The sequence below is a fragment of the Nonomuraea marmarensis genome, assembly GCF_043197025.1.
Taxonomy (GTDB): Bacteria; Actinomycetota; Actinomycetes; order Streptosporangiales; family Streptosporangiaceae; genus Nonomuraea; species Nonomuraea marmarensis.
Window position 1 is genome coordinate 137,096 of the sequence record NZ_JBICRM010000024.1, and the last position, 15,150, is coordinate 152,245.

Annotated in this window: 12 protein-coding genes; 8 read left to right on the top strand and 4 right to left on the bottom strand. The window is 66.3% G+C overall.

Features of this window, described 5'->3' with window-relative positions:
* Positions 1-24: 24 nt before the first annotated feature.
* Together ACFLIM_RS32720 and ACFLIM_RS32725 are read left to right on the top strand one after the other, a co-directional pair.
* The gene (locus ACFLIM_RS32720; protein ID WP_393172101.1) at positions 25-975 is read left to right on the top strand and encodes a lactate/malate family dehydrogenase; all 951 of its coding nucleotides are present in this window, start codon (positions 25-27) and stop codon (positions 973-975) included.
* Between the two features lie 101 nt (positions 976-1,076).
* Positions 1,077-1,472: a YciI family protein gene (locus tag ACFLIM_RS32725; protein WP_393172102.1), complete on the top strand. Its 396-nt coding sequence runs from the start codon at positions 1,077-1,079 to the stop codon at positions 1,470-1,472.
* 303 nt (positions 1,473-1,775) lie between these two features.
* Here the strand turns inward: ACFLIM_RS32725 and ACFLIM_RS32730 are convergent, their stop codons facing one another.
* Together ACFLIM_RS32730 and ACFLIM_RS32735 are read right to left on the bottom strand one after the other, a co-directional pair.
* Entirely contained in the window at positions 1,776-3,167 is a 1,392-nt protein-coding gene (locus ACFLIM_RS32730; RefSeq protein WP_393172104.1) for an amino acid permease, read from the bottom strand.
* A gap of 76 nt (positions 3,168-3,243) precedes the next feature.
* Positions 3,244-4,170: an SPFH domain-containing protein gene (locus tag ACFLIM_RS32735; protein WP_393172106.1), complete on the bottom strand. Its 927-nt coding sequence runs from the start codon at positions 4,168-4,170 to the stop codon at positions 3,244-3,246.
* 122 nt (positions 4,171-4,292) lie between these two features.
* Between ACFLIM_RS32735 and ACFLIM_RS32740 the strand changes: the two genes are divergently transcribed.
* Entirely contained in the window at positions 4,293-4,520 is a 228-nt protein-coding gene (locus ACFLIM_RS32740; protein WP_393172108.1) for a hypothetical protein, read from the top strand.
* On the opposite strand, the gene ACFLIM_RS32745 is transcribed toward ACFLIM_RS32740, so the two are convergent.
* Complete coding sequence (locus ACFLIM_RS32745; RefSeq protein WP_393172110.1) at positions 4,517-5,245, bottom strand: hypothetical protein; 729 nt, start codon at positions 5,243-5,245, stop codon at positions 4,517-4,519. The genes ACFLIM_RS32740 and ACFLIM_RS32745 overlap by 4 nt on opposite strands.
* Positions 5,246-5,649: 404 nt before the next feature.
* Between ACFLIM_RS32745 and ACFLIM_RS32750 the strand changes: the two genes are divergently transcribed.
* The 5 genes from ACFLIM_RS32750 to ACFLIM_RS32770 all read left to right on the top strand — a co-directional run bounded on the left by ACFLIM_RS32750 (position 5,650) and on the right by ACFLIM_RS32770 (position 12,461).
* A complete protein-coding gene (locus ACFLIM_RS32750) occupies positions 5,650-7,680 on the top strand; it encodes a PrsW family glutamic-type intramembrane protease (RefSeq protein ID WP_393172112.1) in 2,031 nt (676 codons plus the stop codon).
* Positions 7,677-8,003, top strand: coding sequence for a hypothetical protein (locus ACFLIM_RS32755; protein WP_393172114.1), 327 nt, complete (start codon positions 7,677-7,679; stop codon positions 8,001-8,003). The genes ACFLIM_RS32750 and ACFLIM_RS32755 overlap by 4 nt, the downstream gene beginning before the upstream one ends.
* A 689-nt stretch (positions 8,004-8,692) precedes the next feature.
* On the top strand, positions 8,693-10,840 hold the full coding sequence (locus ACFLIM_RS32760) for a type I restriction-modification system subunit M/S (protein WP_393172116.1): 2,148 nt from the start codon (positions 8,693-8,695) through the stop codon (positions 10,838-10,840).
* A gap of 102 nt (positions 10,841-10,942) precedes the next feature.
* Positions 10,943-11,083, top strand: a complete 141-nt coding sequence (locus ACFLIM_RS32765; protein WP_393172118.1) for a hypothetical protein — start codon at positions 10,943-10,945, stop codon at positions 11,081-11,083.
* A 640-nt stretch (positions 11,084-11,723) separates the two neighbouring features.
* Positions 11,724-12,461 (top strand): hypothetical protein, encoded by a 738-nt coding sequence (locus tag ACFLIM_RS32770; protein WP_393172120.1) that lies wholly within the window; start codon positions 11,724-11,726, stop codon positions 12,459-12,461.
* A gap of 634 nt (positions 12,462-13,095) precedes the next feature.
* On the opposite strand, the gene ACFLIM_RS32775 is transcribed toward ACFLIM_RS32770, so the two are convergent.
* The gene (locus ACFLIM_RS32775) at positions 13,096-14,433 is read right to left on the bottom strand and encodes a pentapeptide repeat-containing protein (RefSeq protein ID WP_393172122.1); all 1,338 of its coding nucleotides are present in this window, start codon (positions 14,431-14,433) and stop codon (positions 13,096-13,098) included.
* Positions 14,434-15,150: the final 717 nt, after the last annotated feature.

The window sequence follows — 15,150 nt, forward strand, 5'->3', positions numbered from 1 at the left end:
TCTATGGAGCAAGGTGATGGAGCCGTGAAGGTAGGCGTGATCGGTGTCGGCGCGGTCGGGGCCGCCACCGTGCTGTCATTGATCGAACGCGGCGGGATGTGCCGCGAGATCGTGCTGGTGGACATCGACTCCGCGCGTGCGACCGCGGTCGCGGACGACGTACGCTCCGCAACCCCGCTGTTTCCGGCGGTGGAGGTACGCGCGGGCGGCTACGACGCGCTGTCCGGCGCCGCCATCGTCGTGATCACGGCCGGCACGAACGAGAAGAAGGGCGGCGCCACCGACCGGTCCGATCCGCATGGCCGTCTGCGGCTGCTCGACACCAACGCCAGGGTCTACGCCGACATCGTGCCGCAAATCGTGGCCGTCGCGCCGCACGCGGTGCTGATGGTGGTCACCGACCCGCCGGACCCGCTCGCGGACCTCACCCGCCACCTGGCCCACCACGACCGCGTGTTCTCCACCGGAACCCTGATCGACAGCCTGCGCTTCCGCGTGCACCTGGCCGACCGCCTCCGCGTGCGTCCCCGAGACGTACACGCCATGGTGGTCGGCGAACACGGCACGTCCGAGGTGCCGCTGTGGTCGTCGGCGTCGGTGGCCGGCCTGCCCGTCCTGGAACTGCTCGCCCGCGACGGCGAGCCCGCCGACAAGGTGCGGCAGGAGATCGAGAACGACATCCGGTACGCCAACATCACCATCATCGAGGGAACCGGCGCCAGCCAGTACGGCATCGGCGCCGTCTGCGCGAGGCTCGTCGAAATAGTGTTGCGCGACGAGCGCGCCGTCTTGCCGGTCGCCGCCTACCATGCCCCTTACGACGTCACATTGTCATTGATCAGCGTGCTCGGCGCCGGCGGCGTGCAGCGGATGCGCGAACCCACTATGACCGAGGCCGAACGGACCGCCCTCGACGAGAGCGCCGCGGCCCTGCGCGAGGCCGCGTCCCGCGCACTGGCCATCGCCGCCGGCTGATCCCGCATTTCTTCTCGCCGGGAGACGTCGAGACTCCGCCCCCGGCTCCGACCACTGACCGAAGGCACCCACCCCGGGTGCCACGAATGTGAGGAGCTGCCATGAGGTACCTGCTGATGATCTACACCAACGCACAGAGCTGGGGGCACCCCACCTTCCTGCGCACGCCCGAAGCGCTGGCCATGCCGGAAGAAGCGCGCGACGAGATGAGCGCGCAGTTCGGCGCGCTGATGCGGGAGATCGCCGAGTCCGGCGAGCTGATCGGCGGGGAAGCACTGGCCGACCCGGTGAACGTCAAGACCGTCCGGGTACGCGGCGGCGCCCCGGTGGCCACGGACGGCCCGTACGTCGAGGCGAAGGAGCACCTCGCGGGCTACTTCGTCCTCGACTGCGAGAGCGCCGAACGGGCGATGGAGATCGCGGCCCGCTTCCCTGACGCCCGTTTCGGGCCGGTGGAAGTGCGTCCCATCATGAGCTCCGCCGGCGAGGAAATGTGAGCTCTTCACCGCGGTGACGGCCGAACCATCCCGGCGCGTGCCGACCTCGACGCGCTCATCGAACAGGCCACCGTTGACGCCTATGACGAGCACGAGCAGCTCGCCTTCCGTCAGTTGGGGCGCGTGAGGAGTGAGCGAGTACGACGGGATCGTCGCGTTCTCGGAACGGCTCACGAGCCTGCGCACCCGGCATCTCCGCAAGCCGAGCCTCATCCAGCGGTTCGACCACGCCGGGCTCATGCCGAACTGACCAAGGGTGCCTCAGCGGCAAGCGGCGCCGGCGTACCTGAATTCAGCTCGTCGTCATGGCTGGAGCTCGGAGTGCCGGCGGCTGTACGCGAAGTAGATGATCAGCCCGAGCGCGAGCCAGACGGCGAACCGGAGCCAGGTCAGCGGTGCCAGGAAGGTGATCAGCCAGAGGGAGAAGACCACCCCGATCGCCGGTACCACGGGCATCCCCGGTGTCCGGAACGCCCTGGGCAGCTCGGGATGCCGGTAGCGCAGTACGATCACCGCGACGCAGACCACCACGAAGGCCAGCAGGATCCCGATGTTCGTCAGCTCGGCCGCCTGCCTGATGGGCAGGAACCCGGCGATCAGCGCTGAGGCGACGCCCACGATGCAGGTGATGCGCGTGGGCACTCGCCGTACGGGATGCAGCTTGGCGAACCAGTGCGGCAACAGCCCGTCCCGGCTCATGGAGAACCAGACCCGGGTGACACCCAGCATGAACGTGAACATGACGGTCAGGATGCCGACGATGGCCCCCACGGCGATCACGCTGGCCAGACCCGGCAACCCCACCGAGGCGAACGCCGAGGAGAACCCGCTTTCCGGGTCGATGTCCCGGTAGTTCTGCATGCCGGTGAGCACGAGCGTGGCCAGCACATACAGCATCATGGAGATGGCCAGCGAGTAGATGATCGCCTTGGGCATGTGCCGCTGGGCGTCCCTGGACTCCTCGGCGGCGGTGCTCATCGCGTCGTAGCCGAAGACGGCGAAGAACACCGTGGCCGCGCCCGTGATCGCCCCGCCGACGCCGAACGGGAAGAACGGCGTGTAGTTGGCGGTGTTCACGGAGAAGAAGCCGACCACGATCACCAGCAGCACCACGATGACCTTGAGGGCGACCACGAACGTCTCGAACCTGACCGCGGTCCGGATGCCGAGGTTCAGCAGGAAGGCGATCAGCAGGCACAGCGCCACCGCGAACAGGTCGACCACGCGCCCCTTGCCGGTGCCCGGCGCGCCCAGCATCCAGGCGGGCAGCTCGAGGCCCAGCTCCTGGATGAGGAAGCCGAAGTAGCCGGAGATGCCGATGGCCACGACCGCGACGATGGCGGTGTATTCCAGCAGGAGGTCCCAGCCGATGAACCAGCCCACGATCTCGCCCAGGACCGCGTAGCCGTATGTGTAGGCCGACCCGGCCTTCGGGATCATTCCGGCGAACTCGGCATACGACAAGGCCGCCGCCGCGCTGGCGACCCCGGCGATCAGGAACGACACGAGTACGGCGGGACCCGCCGTCTGGTTGGCGACCGCGCCCGCGAGGGCGAAGATCCCCGCGCCGATGATGCCACCGACGCCGATCGCGGTGAGCTGCCACAGACCGAGCGACCGGGACAGCTCGCCCTCGTGCTCGACGGCGATCCGCTCCACCGGCTTACGGCGGAAGACGCTCCGCGAAGAGACCATGACGCCACTCCTGCGCTGGCACTACACCGGCCCTTCCCGCCTGCGCCGGTCTCATGCAGGTGCCCTGCGCGAGGGTCTATGCGGTGCGCGAGGCGCCGTTCTTCGCGGCCGGTTCCGCGGCGGACCGTTCGAAGGAAGGCGCCGGCGGGGCCAGCTCGGGTGTGGCGGGGTCCGTCACGGCCGGCTGCTCTTCGGGCTGCCGCTCCTCCGAGGGTCTGGCGGCCTGCTCCGCGGCCGGGGCACTCCTCGTGGAGCTGCCCCGCTCGAAGAAGCGCAGCAGCTCCACGGGCAGCGGCATGACCAGCGTGGAGGTCTTCTCGGCCGCCACCTCCACCACGGTCTGCAGCAGGCGCAGCTGAAGCGCGCCAGGGGTCTCGGTCATGACGGCCGAGGCGTCGGCGAGCTTTCGCGCGGCCTGGAACTCTCCGTCCGCGGTGATCACCCGGGCCCTGCGTTCCCGCTCGGCCTCGGCCTGGCGGGCGATGGATCGCTTCATGCTCTCGGGAAGATGGACATCCTTGATCTCCACGCGGTCGATGTGGATGCCCCAGCCGAGTGCAGGGCTGTCGATCATCAGCGCCAGGCCCTTGTTCAGCTCCTCGCGGTTGGAGAGCAGGTCGTCCAGATCGCTCTTGCCGATAATCGAGCGCAGCGACGTCTGCGCCACCTGCTCGATCGCGAACAGGTAGTTCTGCACCGCGATGGCCGCCCGCAGCGGCTCCTCGACCCGGAAGTAGGCGACGGCGTCGACCTCGACGGAGACGTTGTCGCGGGTGATGCACTCCTGCGTGGGCACCGGCATCGTGGCGATCTGTACGTTCACCTTCTTCATCCGGTCCACGACCGGGATGAGCAAGGTGAGCCCAGGCTGGCGGACCTCCCGCTGGGCCCTGCCGAAGCGGAAGACCACGCCGCGCTCGATCTGATTGACGACCCTGATGCCGCCGACCGCCAGGCAGACCATTACCACGATGATCAGCACGAGCACGAAATTGGTGATCATGGTTTGTCCCCTCCCTTCAAGGCTAGATCCGGGGAGGGGGCTGTGTCGGCAAGGAAGTCGTCAAGTCCTGGTCAGCGACGTCGGAGCGGCCGGCCCCGGGCAAGGACGTGCGCCACTGGTCGATGACGACGCCCCCGTATGAGGTCGTGATGAACCCCGACGGCACGTCCCCAGACCCTGCTCGACGCCCGAGGCACAGCTACGTGGTCGTCAGGGAGTCGCAGCGGCAGGTGATCGAGAAGGTGCCGGGGGTGACGTGCCTGCCGTTCTCGACCGCGCAGCCCGCGGCGGCACACCGGATCATCCTGCGGAAGATGGTCGTGGAGCCGAGGCCGTCGGCCTCGCACTAACGGCGCTGTCCGTCCGTTTCGTCGAACAGGTCGTCGAGGGTCTGGGCGGTGGCCGCGCGGGTGACCCAGGTTTCGAGCTGGTCAAGGTCGGTGCAGGCGGTGATCCGGACACGGGTGTCGTCTGGGACGTCAAGGCCGCGGGCGGCCAGCACCAGCAGCACCGACCTGGCCTCGCCTTTGGCCTCGCCTTTGGTTTGGCCTTCTTCGAGGCCGCGGCCGTAGTGTTCGCGGGCGAAGGGGCTGTAGACCGGCCAGTCGGTGGACGTCATGATCTCCTCCATGAGGTGCCGTATGTCGGGCGCGGACATAATGCCGTCCGGTCCCAGCACCCGAGCCTGCAGACGGTAGCCGGTCAGCCCTGAATCGATCGGCCGTGCGTAGTGGGCGGCGACCCTGCGGTCGGGGCAGATGACCAGGACCGTGACGTCGCAGCCCAGCAATAGCCACAGTGCGGCGGCGTAGCGGGCGAGTTGCCGGGGTGCCTTGGATGTGTCCTGCTGGATCTCCACGATGATGGCGTGTGCGGGGGTTTGCGGTGGTCCCAGGGTGATGACCAGGTCGGCCTCGATGTCGTCGGAGGGGCGGGTGTTGAAGGTGCTTTTCTCCATCTGGGCCAGCGGGGTGGCGGGCAGGTCCACTCCCATGAGGTCACGCAGGATCTCCACCGTCAGCTGGGGGCGGCCGGTGAACAGTTTGACGAGGGCGTCATGTCGGGGGGATGGCATGCCGCTCATTGTTACACGACGGGCACGTAAAGTGACGGTGAACTCGTGTTCGACCATCGGGTGTTCCTGGGCACCCCCGTCTGGCTCAAGCCGTTCAAGCGTTGGCGGAGGTCAACGGGTACGACTGGCAGGCGATCGAGAAGACGGCAGAAGCCAAGCGCCAGGAACACGGCGCCTTTCGCGACCGTCTCTACCTGGCCTGACACATCTGTGAATGCCAGCACGCGCATCTTGGCCACCCCCGAGTGCACACCCAGGTCCAGCCCTGGCCGATGCGACCACGAGACGGTCACCGGCGAGATGGCGTCACCTCCCATACCGGCTGCGCACACCTGCGCCCTCCTCCTGGCCGGCCCGAAGTAGGGTCAGATCCGCCCTGATCCACCTCACCCTTGCGGGGTGCGATGCCGGCCATCCTCATGGCGTTCGCCACGTGCTACGGCGTGCTCCAACTCGCCGTCCTGGGCTGGGGAACGCGCACCGTACGGCTTGGCACGCTCGCGCTGGCGATCGGGGCAGGGATGTACGGCTGCGCCATGATCACCGTGCTCCTGCAGCTGGTCTACACCCGCACCCTGTCTGCGCTCACCGGCGACAACCTCCGCGACGTCGTGACGATCGCCGGACACACGGTCGATCCGATACTCGAGGAAATCTTCAAGATCGCACCGCTGCTGATCATCGGCTGCCGACGCCGCGCCAGAGCGCAGTGGCGCCTCACTGACCACCTGCTTGCCGGTGCCGCGCTCGGCGCCGGGTTCGGGCTGATGGAGGCGCTGCTCTACAACAGCAGCAGAGCCGGGAAGGCGCTCCGCTTCCCCGATGGCTGGGTGATCCCGACCAGCCTCAAGCCTCCCTACATTCCGGGAATCGAACAGACTCTGACCTCATGGCTGCCCGCGCCGTACTCCATGTCCGAGCTCACGCCCGTCGGCCCCGACACCGGTTTCCACCTCGCCTGGTCAGCGGTCGCGGGCCTCGGTGTGGGGATCCTGCTGCGCTGGCGCGGCCCCGTACGGCTTCTCGGACTGCTCCCACTGGTGCTGGTCTCGGCCGCCCACGCGGCGCACAACTACGACGTGCTGCTCACCGAGCGTGACACCGTGGGCGCCGTGCTCGCGCAGCCGTTCGTCACGATGGAGCCGCTGCTGGGCCTCTGGCCGCTGCTCGCGCTCGCCGTCGCGGTCTGGTCCGACGGCAGGGCGTTGCGGCGGGGCAAGGCGGCCGCCCCTGGACTGCTGCTGGCGGGGGAGCGTCCCACCGTGCTGTCGGGCCTGGCGGCGCTCGGGCGGTACGCCACGATCCGCCCGCCGTACACCACGATGGTCGCCCACCGGTACGCGCTCCTGCGCCGTATCGCCTGGTACGCAGGCGGCACGGCGGAGGGCGACATGGCGTGGGCGGCGCGTACCAAGATGGAGGCGAGCCCTGCCTTCATGTCGTGGCGCGGCGTCAGTCTGCGCGCCGGCCTGGCACAGCGCCTCTCCGGCCGACGGCCCTGGATGCTGCTGATCTGGGCGGTCCTCACCCTCCCCGTGCTGGCGTATTTCCTGCTGGGCACCACGCCAGGACTGGGCGGCGCACAGAAGGCGTTGGCGGGGCCGGTGGCGTTCCCGCTGCTGCTGGCCCTGTCCGGGATCGGGCTGGCACTGGCGGCCTGGCACCTTCTGATCGCCGCGCGCTCCCTTGCCCCGGCCTGGCGCGAACCACTGACCGAGCGCGCCACCAGGGTGCAGTTACGCCTGCTCACCGGAACGGGAACGCTGCTGCTCGGCGCCGTCACCCTCACCGCCTGGGCCACGGGCACTCGCCCCGACCAGCACGTCATCTCCAACGCACATGTGCTCAACGCCCTGGACAACCTCCTGCTGTACGGCGGGCTCGCGCTGTTACTGGCCGGGTTCGTCCTCTTTCCACCGGCGGGCGTGCTGGCCCTGGCGGGCGGCGGGCTGGCCGTGGTACCCACCATCACCGCCGGCTTCGTCGCCCTGGAGGCACTCGGCCTCACCGGCATCCTGCTCTCCCAGGCCACTCCTGAGAACGGCGGTGACAGCGGCGACTCTGGTGGCTCGCCCAGCGCCGAGGAGGCGCGCCTGCGCGAGCTCGGCCAGGACTCGGCGACCGGACAGTTCCGGCAAGCCGAGATGGAGACCGCGCAACGGCTCGAGCAGCAGCTCGGCACCAGGCTCACGCGATCCAAGCACGTCGGGGCCGATTGGGTGGACAGTAAGGGCACCACCTACGACGCGGTGGGCAACTTCCCCAGCCAGTACTTCGACCAGCAGTGGCCGCGTCTGCAACAAGCGATCAGGGACCATCTCTATAAGGCGGACTATGTTCCGGTGGACGTGAGTAAGTTCACGCCTGAGCAGGTGGTGAAGGTGCGACAGTTCATCCAAAATCTCGGCCCACGGGTCTTCTTGGTAGGTGAATGATGGCCGGAGCGATCGGTTTGTCCCCGGACAAGATCTGGACATCAGCCGGCTGGCTCTTCGACTGGACCATACGCTTCATCGCGCGCGAGGTGGGCGATCCGCAGTTGACGGCGACTGTGGAGGAGATCCTCCGGGAGAATCTCGGCCTGCTGGACCTCGATCGACTGCCTGCGGGCCTGCGGGAGACGGTTCTTCGCAAGCTACGCGACGACCTCGTCCCGGTGGCGGCGGCCACGCTCCCTAACAGTGTGCCCGAGCGACAAGAGGTGCTGGACTACCTCGGGGGGCTGGCCCAGCTCGCCCGGGAGCTGTCCGAATCCTGAATGCGAGACCAGAGCAGAGGCGTAGGTTGGCGGCGGATGCTGAGAGTGCGAAGCCGCTGCTGAATGCCGTACGCGCCTGCCACTTCCTCCCTGAGGCACTCGCATTAGGAGAGCGTGGGTGGAGACGCCTATCTGCATGGAATGACCTGCTGAAATGCTGTGACGGACACGTGCGGCTCGCTTGATCATCCCCTGCATGTCCCCGGGACGGCGAACCGCGGCCACTGTGTCATCAAGAGGCATGATCCCTTCGCAAAGTAGGGTGTAGAGGCCATTGCCGGCGGTGCCGAGCAGTGGCAAGCGCCGCGGCAATCTGTTAACCCTCTTTTGGCACGCTTACTGTTTCGGTGGGGACCCGATGTAGGTTGCGCCTGGCCATCTCCCTGCAGGTTACGGGCATAACGATGAGCTTAGCGAGATGCGTCGGCCACGAGACCTAGCTGATGTGGGTTGAGCACTGCGAGTGCTCACGGCGCGAAGGTTCCGTCCTCTCCCCTACTGTTGCGCTCATGGCACAGAGGAGAAAGGTTGGAGCGGAGCCGAGGAGCGCCCGACGGCTGATCACCCGAACAGAAATCGCGGAGTGGGCCAAGGTGGCTCGTCCGGCTGTCACGAACTGGGAGAGGCGGCACGTAGACTTCCCCCAGCCCGTGTCGGCAGGAGAAGCGGAATACTTTCAGCTCCAGAGCGTGCTCACCTGGCTGGATGCGCGCCGCATCCCAACCAACAGATTGATTGACAACGAGCCCTCCGGTACCACTTACGGCGACCGGGTTCGGCGCCGGATGCCCGACAACGAGCCACCTATTGCGGTTGGGGATTTGCCCAGCGGAGGGCACAGACGGCACCTGCACGAACTGCTGGCACTCGCGGACGCTGTCAGGGGCTCCGCCGCCATGGCAGACTACCTGGCTCTGCTGCTCACACTGAACTTCCTGTGCGTGGCCGAGCGGGACCGGTGGGTGAGCCTGCACGAACTGGCTATGCGCATCGGCGTAGCGAAGCAGGCCAAGGATCTGCTCCGGCACATCGGGCATGCGGGGGACGAGGCACTACGTCGACGTGGCGTGCCGCCAGGGTTGCAGAACTCCCTGGTGCGGTTGACCCCAAGCGCCGTTGAAGACCTCAGGCAGGTCGTCCGCCTCTCCGCCGGCCTCGGACGCGAGACATACAAGCAACTCCTCGGGCGGTACGAGGAGCAGGTCGCGCTGCGCAGCGGCGAGTTCTTCACACCTTCTGCGCTGACCAGGCTCATATCCGACCTTGTCGTTTCTGGCGCCGCCGGGATCAGGCGCATCTATGACCCTTACGCTCGCGGGGGCGAACTGCTGGTCGCCGCCGCCGGTGCCGCTGGCCCAGAGGCGGAGGTGCGCGGCGAGAGTCCGAGCATGGAGACGCTCAGGTACGCCACGATGAACCTGGCCGTGCACGGCGCTAACGCGAGCCTGGAAGTCCGCACGGTCAAGCCGTGGCAGACAAGTCCGAACCGTCCGGTAGTCCGGGCGGATCTGATCGTCACGAACCCGCCGTTCAACATGGGATCCACTGTTGGCGAGAGGCCTCCAGCGACCTGGCCGTACGGCGAGCCGCCGGCGGGCAACGACAACTTCGCCTGGCTGCAGCACGTCCTACAGAAGTTGGAGGACGGTGGCCGGGCCGCGATGGTTATGCCGCAGAGCGCTGGGAAATCCGACAACCCGGCAGAGCGGGATATCCGCCGAAAGCTGGTGTCCGATGGTGTGGTCGAGTGCGTGATCGCCTTGCCTGGCGGGCTGTTCGCCGCCACGGACGTGCCCGTGTCCGTATGGTTGCTGCGCAAGCAGATCCTTCCTGACGCGCCGGTGCTCTTCGTCGACGCGCGAGAGCAGGGAACGAAGGTCCGCGGACAGCGGCTCCTAACGTCCGACGACCTGGACGCCATCGTGACTGTGTATAGGCGATGGCATGACGGCGACGTACCAGGCGGCGGGCATGAGCCGGGCGCAGGCCTGGGGGTACAGGCTTCGTTCGCCGACATCCGCGCCCACGACTTCTCACTCAACCCCGCCGATTATCTGGCGGACGACCTGCCGGACGGGGCGGCCGAAGGGCTAAGCCCCATCACCGAAGCATTCGAGCGGCTCGCCGAGACCCAGGCGCGGGCGAACGAAGTGGCCCGGGCGGTCGACGCGTACGTGGCGGTGTTGGCTCCGGGGACCGGCGGCTCGTCCCCGCCGCTCCCGGGCGGCTGGACGCGCACGATGCTGGCAGAGGTGTGCGACATCCAGGCGGGTCCCTCGTACTCGCATCTGCGTGACGAACGGCGCTCACCGGACGGCGCCGTCCCCGTGGTGCGGCCCAGACACCTCAGGGACGGCCACATAGCCGGCTCCGACGAGGAGAAGGTCTCTGTCGAATTCGCCGCGTCGCACAAGCGGTACCTGCTCGCACCGGGCGACATCCTCTGCATCCGGTCCGGCGCGCTGGTCCCTCCTGCACTCGTACGCGACGGGCAGGACGGCTGGCTGCCACACCATAATCTGTTCCGCCTGCGTGCCCGCCGAGCGGACATCTTGGATCCGCTCTACCTGCTGGGCTTTCTATCACAGCCGTACGCACTCGACTGGGTGCGCAACCGGTCCGTCTCGACGGGAGTGCCGTTCATCAGCGCACGCTCGTTCGGAGAACTACCAGTGGTGCTGCCCCCGATATCTGTACAGCGGCGCGTCGCCGCACTGCTGCATGACCTCGACCTGCAGATTTCACTCCATCGGAGGCTGGTCACAGCTGCCACGGAGGCCCGCGCCCTGCTGACCAAGGGGCTCATGACCGGGGCGCTCACCTTCGACACGGCCTGAGCCCATCTCTAAGGAAGGAAACTTCGCATGGACACTCCACCTCCCGCTGGCCCTAGCGCTGACCGGTCCCTGTGGTTGGCAGTCGCTGGGCTGTTCTCCCTGATGATCGCGCTGGTCGCGGGCATACTGAAGAGTCAGACTGGAGCGGGGCTTGCCGAATCGGTGCTGGTGAGCGGCGGCGCGTTCGCCGCGGCGATGGCCCTGTGCCTGGCGGTGTTGGCCGCGGCCCAGGGATCGCGATGACGTGAGTCCCGAAGTGAGTGATCGTCACTGATTCAGCTAGCCAATCTCCGCAGTAGGAGAGCGAGGGCAGACCCTGGGTTCCGCAGATATCCGGTGACATAGAGTCACAACCATGAGGTTGACCTGGGCAAACGGCTGCCTGGCTAGAGATCGAGCGTGTCTCTAGGCTTCGGTGTTTTCGCTGGTCAGAGGCTTGATGCTGTTGACTTGCGCCCGTGGCGCATCCGCACTCTCATGATCGTAGCGACTCGGCCTACGGCTCCAAAAGTAGATCTTTGGGAGTGAAAAGGTTGAGCTACCTGCCCGATCGTCATCGACTGTCTGGTTTCTTCGGCTGGGATTCACCGTCCTGTCGGGATGCCCAAGTACCCGTTGACCTGGCCGAATGCCGACGCCTAGAGACACGCCAAGGACGCCCGTCTGGAGATGTATCGCCAGGTCAGCGACACATTCGTGCCTCTATGCGCCACGAACTACACGGAACGCAGGCAGACGTCTGCTTGCAAAAGGTGACGATGGTAGGCAGGGCCGATGGGCCACGCCCTGACAACCGGAACCGTACGCCTTGAACCGGGGCGGGGGATGTGTCGGTGACCTCCAGTATCCTCGCGCCATGGTTCCCCCTCGGATGACAAGGGTCATGGCCGAGCCCAATGGCGCCGACCCTGTGTGGCAGACCGATGAGCAGCGTCGGTTACATGCCCTGCTGATGGGTTGTGCGGAGGCATTCGCCGCTGGTTGCCGTGCCGAGCCGGATCGCAAGTATCGCCATAGCGACCCTGTGCGTCGGCCTGCGTTGCTTTACGGCGTGGGCCTGGGGGAGGACGAATCCCGCGCCTTCCTGCGCACCATGCAAGCCGGCCTGGTCGAGGTGGGACCGGATGGACGGTTCTTCGTCACCGGTGCGCGCGCCTGCTCGCCGAACTTGCACCTGGTCGGCCGCAACGGCGATCATGTCAAGTTACACACTGAGGTTCTGATCCACGTTGGCGCCTATGCTGAACTCGTTCTGGACCACGGCTGGGCGCCCGAGAGACTCATTTTCGACCCGTTCTTCAGCGGCGCCGCTCTGGACCTTTGGGGGTATGACGGGCCACCGGGCGCTCGTGATCCGCAGGCTGGGGATGTCGTATTCGCCGCCGAGGCAAAGGCCCGCCAGGATGGCGGCGACGGACTGACCGCCTTGCTACGTTCTCTGCAATCGCTGGCCGTTGATCCAACCCACCTGCCCTTGCATAAGGGCCATCTCCCCAAATGGCGCGAACTGGTGCGGCTGACCGCGCATCACCCCATCGAACTGCTGCTCGTCGCTAACGGAGCCCGCTGGTGGTTCACCGTGCAGGCGGCCGACGGCACCGTCGAGCTGATTCCCCGGTAGCTGCCGCGCGAGCTTGATGTCCATACCTCAACCTTGTGATACGTAGTGAGATCAGGACCGTCCACATCCGCCCACGACCTTCGTCATGCTGGCTCGTCTCTCGCTCCGGGAAGCTTCCACTTCCGCGAGTACCCGAAATCGTCCATGCGTGTTGTTAACATGGGCGTTAGCAAGATCATGCTGTACGTCTCACGGTTCGCTCCAACCCGCGCGCCTGCGCGCGGGGCCGGCAAAGCCGCCTTACCTGAGCTGTCGGCCCTGTGGCGCTTTACTGGCCCGACTACCCTCCCTTCGGCCGCCGGCCATAGTGGGCAGATGCCAAGGCCCTGGCCAACCAGGAGCTTCGTAGAGATGTTCACCCCAGGCTGGCGGCTGTGGTGCTGTACAGCCCACAGAGAGTGATCAGGCCATGCCTCCGACGCCACCCGCCCAGACGCTGACTTCCGACGACGACCAGCGGCCCGTCCGCCTATCCCCCGAGCCCGTGCGTGAGCATGAACTTCTGCCACGGGTCGAGCACCAGCCCGGCCTCCGCGGCGAGGTCGATCACCTCGGGAGCGGGCCGTGCTCACGTAGTCGGTGTCCCGATTCCAATCGGATAGCCTCCTAGCGGCAGCGCAAGTCCCCCTCTTTGTCACTCATTTGTCTCGCCTGCATCTTTCATTTTCTGTGTGGAAGGCTCCCGGCGCAGGACTGCCGCCCCGTCCTGATCTTCTGCCCCTCGCCATCCCGGCGGCCACACATGCAGCGCAGACGGCCGAGCGACATGCGCCTCCTCCAAGTCAATATGCTCCGCTCCGCGAGCCAGCTCGAAATGGGCGTTGCCGGTGAAGGTTGCCTCGAACCAGGCGTTGCGGGTGAAGGCGGCCTGGTTGAACGAGGCGTTGCCAGTGAAGGTCGCTCCGTCGAACTGGACGTCCTTAGTGAAGGCGGCCTTGTCGAATTGGGCATCTCCAGTAAAGGTGGTGTTGGCGAACCAGGCGTGGCTGCTGAATGTTGCCTCCTTGAACCAGGCGTTGGCGGCGAAGACGGCTTCTTCGAACCAAGCGTCGCCGGTGATGGTGACCTGGTCGAACTGGGCAATGCGAGTGAAGGTGACCTGGTTAAACCAGACGTGGTGGGCGAAGGTGGCCTCGCCGAACCGCGCGTCGCCGTAGAAGGTGGCCTGGTTGAACCAGGCGTCGCCGGCGAAGGTCGCCTCGCCGAACCGCGCGTCGCCGTAGAAGGTGGCTTTGTTGAAGGTGGCGCTCATGACATGGCAGTGGCGGAAGTCGAAGTCGAGGAGGAGAGCGCCGGTCAGATCGAGCCGAATCTCACACCAATGACGATCGTCAGGTGTGCTGTGCTGCCACCAGCGACGTTTCTCAGGCGCGCGGTAGCGCAAGTGATCAGCAAGGATGCGCTGGGCTGTGAGCCGGACTTCGCGCTCCTCCTGCGGATCCTTAGCGACGCCGAGGTTGCCGGATCCGACCAGCGCGCTGGTCGAGGGTACGTCCTGTTCAGGATCAACCTCCTCCTGCCGGTCCTGCTCTCGGGGTGGCGAGTAGGGCATACGCAGGTAGGCACAGATCACGTCCACGATCGTCTGTCGCAAAGAGACCGTGTTCTCGCCGAGCTGGGCCAACGCGTACAGACCAGCTAGCCGGACCGGGGCCTGAGCGTGGCCGAGCTGCTCGGCGGCCTCTCCGTATCGGTCGGTGATCTGGCCCCGTTCGCCAAGCTGGAAGGTGCGCCGGGCAGTGTCAGCGTTTCGTGCAGTGTAGAAAACCGCGATCAGCGCGGCCAAGCCGGTGCCGACGGCCAGCACGCGACCACGAATCGCATCGAGTGCCGCCGCCAGATCTTTGCCCCGTAGCCCGGTCGCGCCGTCGATGTGTTCCAACACCCACGTAGCACCCGGGCCCAAAATCCAGACAATTACCGCAGCCAGCGCCACGCTGATCACGACTACCGCGATGGAGAGGAGCCTCACTCAATGAAGATGACCCGGATCTCGACTCGCGACTAGCCCAGCCAAGGATATGAGTCTCCACGATCGTGGCCTGGACCGCCTCCTTCAACCAGCGACACTCAGGGCGATTGCGGTTAGTTTGAGCTCGTTGGAGAGCGAGGTTCGGGCGGCGTGGAGCATTGCTCGAGATGATCGCTGGCGGCTCCTCGCCGTCACGAGCTACTGGATGTCAATCGACACTGGGCTCGGAGCGCACCAGACTGCGGGTGCTTCGGAAGCCTTTCAACGCGCACGGCCGAGGTCTGTACAGGGAAGAAGGCGGTGGGCGGCGACTCTCGTACCGACTCTGACGCGAGGAACGGTGTCTATCAGCCCAGTGAGGTATCCGCTGTAGGAGAGCGTGGGCGAAGTCGATTGCTTGCCCGGGCTGACCTGCGTAAAGACCCTGTATGGGTCACGGCATCCGCTTGATCATCCCGCGCATGTCTCGCGGTCGCCGCATGGTGGTAGTTCTGATTGGGGTGAGCCTCACTAGTCATCACACCGCACACAGATGACAAAATGCCATAAATTACCCAAATGAGCTTTGCTGCCACTCACGTCAAGCGATTGGTAAGCATTCAGCAGATCAAGATCATGATGGCGTGAGTGGTGTCCCTGCAATGGGATGATCTTCGTGTGTCGAAGACCCCGGATCGCCGCCCGTCATATGACGAGCTCGCGGCGCTGGTGGTCCGA

What these genes read in the sequence shown, in the direction of transcription:
- ACFLIM_RS32730 (WP_393172104.1), bottom strand. Translation starts at nt 3,167, where the DNA reads ATGGTCTCTTCGCGGAGCGTCTTCCGCCGTAAGCCGGTGGAGCGGATC.
- ACFLIM_RS32755 (WP_393172114.1), top strand. Translation starts at nt 7,677, where the DNA reads ATGATGGCCGGAGCGATCGGTTTGTCCCCGGACAAGATCTGGACATCA.
- ACFLIM_RS32770 (WP_393172120.1), top strand. Translation starts at nt 11,724, where the DNA reads ATGGCCGAGCCCAATGGCGCCGACCCTGTGTGGCAGACCGATGAGCAG.
- ACFLIM_RS32750 (WP_393172112.1), top strand. Translation starts at nt 5,650, where the DNA reads ATGCCGGCCATCCTCATGGCGTTCGCCACGTGCTACGGCGTGCTCCAA.
- ACFLIM_RS32745 (WP_393172110.1), bottom strand. Translation starts at nt 5,245, where the DNA reads ATGCCATCCCCCCGACATGACGCCCTCGTCAAACTGTTCACCGGCCGC.
- ACFLIM_RS32740 (WP_393172108.1), top strand. Translation starts at nt 4,293, where the DNA reads ATGACGACGCCCCCGTATGAGGTCGTGATGAACCCCGACGGCACGTCC.
- ACFLIM_RS32765 (WP_393172118.1), top strand. Translation starts at nt 10,943, where the DNA reads ATGATCGCGCTGGTCGCGGGCATACTGAAGAGTCAGACTGGAGCGGGG.
- ACFLIM_RS32725 (WP_393172102.1), top strand. Translation starts at nt 1,077, where the DNA reads ATGAGGTACCTGCTGATGATCTACACCAACGCACAGAGCTGGGGGCAC.
- ACFLIM_RS32735 (WP_393172106.1), bottom strand. Translation starts at nt 4,170, where the DNA reads ATGATCACCAATTTCGTGCTCGTGCTGATCATCGTGGTAATGGTCTGC.